This window comes from uncultured Peptoniphilus sp., assembly GCF_946998875.1.
Lineage (GTDB): Bacteria > Bacillota > Clostridia > Tissierellales > Peptoniphilaceae > Peptoniphilus_A.
The window spans coordinates 1-4552 of the sequence record NZ_CAMQAY010000043.1; the positions used below are offsets into that span (position 1 = coordinate 1).

7 protein-coding genes are annotated in these 4552 nt (G+C 35.8%); all 7 read right to left on the reverse strand.

The genetic code is table 11. The annotated features are described in order from the left end of the window. Nucleotides 1-247: 247 nt before the first annotated feature. The gene (locus tag Q0U74_RS07560; protein WP_297393824.1) at nucleotides 248-394 is read right to left on the reverse strand and encodes a YvrJ family protein; all 147 of its coding nucleotides are present in this window, start codon (nucleotides 392-394) and stop codon (nucleotides 248-250) included. 2 nt (nucleotides 395-396) lie between these two features. Continuing rightward, nucleotides 397-612, reverse strand: a complete 216-nt coding sequence (locus Q0U74_RS07565; protein ID WP_297393826.1) for a DUF2922 family protein — start codon at nucleotides 610-612, stop codon at nucleotides 397-399. 43 nt (nucleotides 613-655) lie between these two features. After that, nucleotides 656-880 (reverse strand): hypothetical protein, encoded by a 225-nt coding sequence (locus Q0U74_RS07570; protein WP_297393827.1) that lies wholly within the window; start codon nucleotides 878-880, stop codon nucleotides 656-658. 74 nt (nucleotides 881-954) lie between these two features. Then, a complete protein-coding gene (locus Q0U74_RS07575) occupies nucleotides 955-1431 on the reverse strand; it encodes an N-acetylmuramoyl-L-alanine amidase family protein (protein ID WP_297393828.1) in 477 nt (158 codons plus the stop codon). A gap of 12 nt (nucleotides 1432-1443) precedes the next feature. Beyond that, a complete protein-coding gene (locus Q0U74_RS07580) occupies nucleotides 1444-2025 on the reverse strand; it encodes a sigma-70 family RNA polymerase sigma factor (protein ID WP_297393830.1) in 582 nt (193 codons plus the stop codon). A gap of 1003 nt (nucleotides 2026-3028) precedes the next feature. Beyond that, the gene (locus tag Q0U74_RS07585; protein ID WP_297393832.1) at nucleotides 3029-3832 is read right to left on the reverse strand and encodes a hypothetical protein; all 804 of its coding nucleotides are present in this window, start codon (nucleotides 3830-3832) and stop codon (nucleotides 3029-3031) included. Nucleotides 3833-3941: 109 nt separating this feature from the next. After that, the coding region (locus tag Q0U74_RS07590; protein WP_297393834.1) for a hypothetical protein at nucleotides 3942-4552 on the reverse strand (611 nt) is incomplete at its 5' end.

Sequence of the window (4552 nt, forward strand, 5' to 3'; positions counted from 1 at the left end):
GGGGTTCAAAGGGGGTGGTTTAAGGAGGGGGAAAAGGGGCCTCGCAATGCCCCTTAACCCCCTCCTTAAAAATAATTAAAAACAATTAAAGCGGCAGCTTTAGTAAAAAGATTAATAAAGAAAAAATCCTTATCTTTTTTCCCAAAAGCCTTTTTTAGCCATAAAAAAAAAGGCTTGCGCCCCACATATGTACATTATTATTAATAATAAAAAAATTAAATTTAATTTAAAATCAAAAACCAAAAACCTACTTTTTAAACTCCTCAATAGCATTGCTTAACTCAAGGATTACTTCCCTTAGCTCCTCCATCTTTTTCTCCAACCTCACCAAGAGGTAACAAGAAATTGCAATGGGAAAGCCGATGTTTGAAATATTAGACAACAAATCTTCCATAATCAAAGCGCTCTTTCTTCTCTAGTAATCATGGTAGCACCGCTAAAAGTCTTGATGAAACCTTCCTTACCATTAACAAGCTTGTTTGTAGTAATGGTGCCTGCAACACCCTCTGCATCAGTTCTTGAAACATTCTCCTTAGGATTTAAAATATTAAGACTCCAAGGATTTCCACCATCATCAACAAAATTCATTCTAAGTGTTCTACTTTCTTTCATACTCATATCTCCTTTCATAAATAACATAAAACTAACTTCCATCTTAGGCTTGCTCTTCAAAAACTTCTTCAGTAATCTTAGAAGAAGAAGCAAGATTGCCCTCAACTAAAGACCCAACGCCCTTGGACAAAGCATAAAGAGAATCATTAGTCGCATTAGAATCAATATTTCTAACAGTGATACTTCTCTTTTTGATAGAGCCATCAGAGTTGGTATTAGAAGTAACAGTCTTTAGCATAACCTTCTTTTCATTAACATTAACTGCCATTATTTTCACCTCCTACTATATATATAGAAAAAAAAGCCAAAAGTTACTATGGAAAAATGAAAAAATTTTAAAAATTATAAACTTTCCTTAAACTTCCACCAAGCCCCCCAGTTGTTGGCGCTCATAGAACGAGGACAAAGCTTGTGTGACGCATCAAAATGACGGACAACCCTCTTTAGAGGAATCTTGTAAAAATCCATGAGAAATCGAATGACAACTCGTGCATTCTCTAGCGCCTTATCATAATCACCGTCACTGTTTACGCAGATCTCCACGCCAATAGAATTAGAATTAGTGATGCCATACCTGCCATGGCCGTCGCCGCAGTGCCAAGAAGCATTAGTAGTCTCAACAGTCTCCACTATCCTCTTGTCGTCCACAAAATAATGAGCAGAAGCCTTTCTGTTGCCCCCATTAAAATACCTATAATGATTAAGAGCATCAGCACCAGCCCTAGGATTGCCTGTGTCGTGAACAACGATAAAAGTAGGCTTTACTATACCCTCTCTCTTAGAAAAATTAAACTTAATAAGTCTCTTTTCGATTAACATAAAATCACCTCCTCACCTATAGTGACAAGAAATATACTGTCTAATATTATTAATAGCATTGACCTTTAAATTAATTACAGTCCTCTTAGAAATACCAAGAAAATCAGCAATCTCCGAAAGACCAAGCCTTTCATAAAAAAATAACCTGACAACAGTCTCCTGCCTTGGAGTGAGAGAATCAATAGCCTTCTTTAAAATATCAAGCCTCTCACCCTCCAAAAAGTCTCCCTCAATATCCACCCCAGCATCAAATGTGTCAAAAATGCCAAGACTCTCCTCATCGTCACTTGGACTATCGTGAATATCACTATTCACATCCCTTAAATACTTGTAAGTGTTCATATAAAAATACATCAAAGACGACTGTACATATTTAAGGAAAGATCTCTTGTTGTCGAAGTCCTCAATGCAGGATAAAACCATAGCCCTCCCGTCAGAATAGAGGTCCTCGTATTCACTTGGAACCTGGCAATACTTATTAATAGATGAGCGAATGAGGGGGTCCAGCATATCAAGAAGCTTTACCTTTGACCTCTCCTCACCTACTAGGGCAGACCTCAAAACTCTGTTAAAATCTTTATAATCATTCATCATAGAAGCCTCCTCTTTTTAATCTATGAGATAATTATAAAACTTTTGTTTTTATTTGTCAAACATAGGTTTAAATTTATTTTCTTTGCTAAGAAAATAAGGAAGAAGCTTTTTGAAAAGCTTCAAGTAAAAAAGGGGGTTTTAAGCATAAAGGCTTTGGGGATGAAAAAAATATAGTTTTTTTCTTTATTAAATTATTTTTTAATCTTAATTTTTCTTTTTTATATTGGAGGGGCGTATGGGCGTCTTAATGCCCCTTGCCCCTCCAAACCACCCCTTTCACCCCACGCACTGGAAGTCCAAAAAAATCGGTCATGCTAAATTTTCAAAACTCACTCGCTTCGCGAGCTTAAACAGTTGAAAATTTTTAACGCATAACCGATTTTTTTGCTTATCTTATGCACTCCAACAACTCTACTGTTGTAGCTAAAGGTGTTTTCCTTAAAAAATTAATTAAAAGATTACATCAGATAAAAGTTTTGTGGAAAATAATTAACTTGGCAAGAGTGCCCAGCTTGTTGTTATAGTTGTCGGGCAGTCGCCTTTGCCAATATGCCGTAAAAGTCATCAGGCAGTAAGCAAAAAGTTCGAAGGCGTTAAAAAATTTTGCTGTTTGAGCTCGAAGAGCGAGTTCAAAATTTTAGCCGTAGAACTTTTTGCGTAGCTGAGGGTCGAGGCCCCTGCCAGGGCACGGGGGTGTGGGGGAGGTCAAAGGAGGGGGTAGAGGGGGCATTGCCGCCCCCTATGCCCCCTCCTTAAATAAAAAAAGAATTTTTAAGAAAAAAATGAATTTATAAAATCTTAAAGCGAAGCTTTTTCTTTCTTGCTCCAGGGCGTGGGGTTCAAAGGGGGTGGTTTAAGGAGGGGGATACCACACGGCACAAGCAAGGGGCCTCGCAATGACACCTGCGTGCCCGAATGGGTATTAACCCCCTCCTTATAAGTGATAAAGCCGCGAGGCTTTAAAATAAAATTCTTAATTTTTTCTTATAAAGAAAAAAGAAGCTTAATCTGCTTCTTCCTTTATATCTTTCCAAACTTTTTTAAATATGTTTGTAAATTCCTTTTCTACTTCTTTTCTCAATTCTTCCTTACATTTTGGGGTATTTTTTCTAATTTTCTTAGAAAGATCTTCTGTATCTTTTATTATAAATGTCTTTTTATCTTCCTCTTCATTACAAAGTTCTAGTTCTATATAAATATCTTGGTCAGCTTGTCCCCCTTGGCATCCTTCCCAGTTTTCCTTGTAGGCTCTGTGATAGTTCTCTAAGGCAATTTTTGCCTTGGCATCTTTATTATGGTTGATATTAAATAAAATTTCATGATAAAGTCTTTCTGGCGACTTGTAATCCTTATCTTCGACCGATTGTACCTTGTCAGGTTTTTCTTGTCCTGATTTTTTTCCCTTTTTATCATGGTATGAAGTAAGTTCAAGGTATAGGGCAAGGTTCTCCTGCATCTTATGTAACCAATTTATCCTTTCTCTAGTGACAATTTCCTTGTATGCCTGCCTCCTATTATATTTAAAACCCTCAAAAACACCAATAGAAGCAACAAGGGCTGGGATAACATTTTTAAAATAATAAAGAAAAATGGCATGAGTGCATCTAAAGGCAAAGCAAAAGTATTTACATATAATAATTAGGGCAAATATAGTAAAAAAATGTCTACATAAAAATTTTTTTATTGCCTTTATATAATCTTTTTTTTCTTTAGAATTATCTTTGTCATATTCTTGTCTAAGACTCCTTGCGATTTTTTCGCATTCATCCCAACTAATGCGGAGTTCAAATTTTTCTTTTTCGTTCATACTACCACCTCCTGCCATAATTTTACCAGAAAAAAATTTTTATGTAAAAAAGAAAAACCCGAGGTTTCCCTCGAGTTTTATCTTTTAATGCTTAATTAAATAAGTTTAATTATTTAATAATACAAAAGCCTTCTGCACAGCCTGGCATTTTTTCATCTGCTACTGGGCAAGTCTTTCCATCTACAGTAACACAACTACCTTTGATTTCTTTTGGTTCTGTTTCTGGACAAGTGTATTCAACTTTTATTGCATATTCTTTTGAAATACAGCAATTTCCATCATCTGATGTAGCTTGAACACGTACATATACCATTGCAGTGTTTAATCTTCCTGGTACAACATTAACTGATACTGCTTTAACCTTATCAGCACCTTCGTTAATTTTAGCCATAAGTTTTTCTGCAGTAACATCATCTTTAGTTAAGTTTTCAAGCTTAATTGCTCCTGCGAAATCATCAGCTACTTTGATTGTAGCTTTCTTGTTTTCTTCAATCTTATCGATTTGAGCCTTAAATGCTTTGAAAGCTTTTACATAAGCTTCGTTTTCTTTTGCTGCTTCCCAATTATCTCTTTCGAGACCAAGGCTATTTAATGTAGCTTCGATTTGATCTCTAAGTTCAGTAGCTTTGGCTAATTGTGAACAGAATTTTAATCCTGCAAAGTCTTTTCCATAAAGGTTAACTGCAGTTTGAATTAATTCTTTAGCAGTTTTTGCTTGTG

Bases quoted from the DNA above. Each gene is read 5' to 3' on its own strand.
- Q0U74_RS07575 (WP_297393828.1), bottom strand. From the start codon at position 1,431: ATGTTAATCGAAAAGAGACTTATTAAGTTTAATTTTTCTAAGAGAGAG.
- Q0U74_RS07580 (WP_297393830.1), bottom strand. From the start codon at position 2,025: ATGATGAATGATTATAAAGATTTTAACAGAGTTTTGAGGTCTGCCCTA.
- Q0U74_RS07560 (WP_297393824.1), bottom strand. From the start codon at position 394: ATGGAAGATTTGTTGTCTAATATTTCAAACATCGGCTTTCCCATTGCA.
- Q0U74_RS07585 (WP_297393832.1), bottom strand. From the start codon at position 3,832: ATGAACGAAAAAGAAAAATTTGAACTCCGCATTAGTTGGGATGAATGC.
- Q0U74_RS07570 (WP_297393827.1), bottom strand. From the start codon at position 880: ATGGCAGTTAATGTTAATGAAAAGAAGGTTATGCTAAAGACTGTTACT.
- Q0U74_RS07565 (WP_297393826.1), bottom strand. From the start codon at position 612: ATGAAAGAAAGTAGAACACTTAGAATGAATTTTGTTGATGATGGTGGA.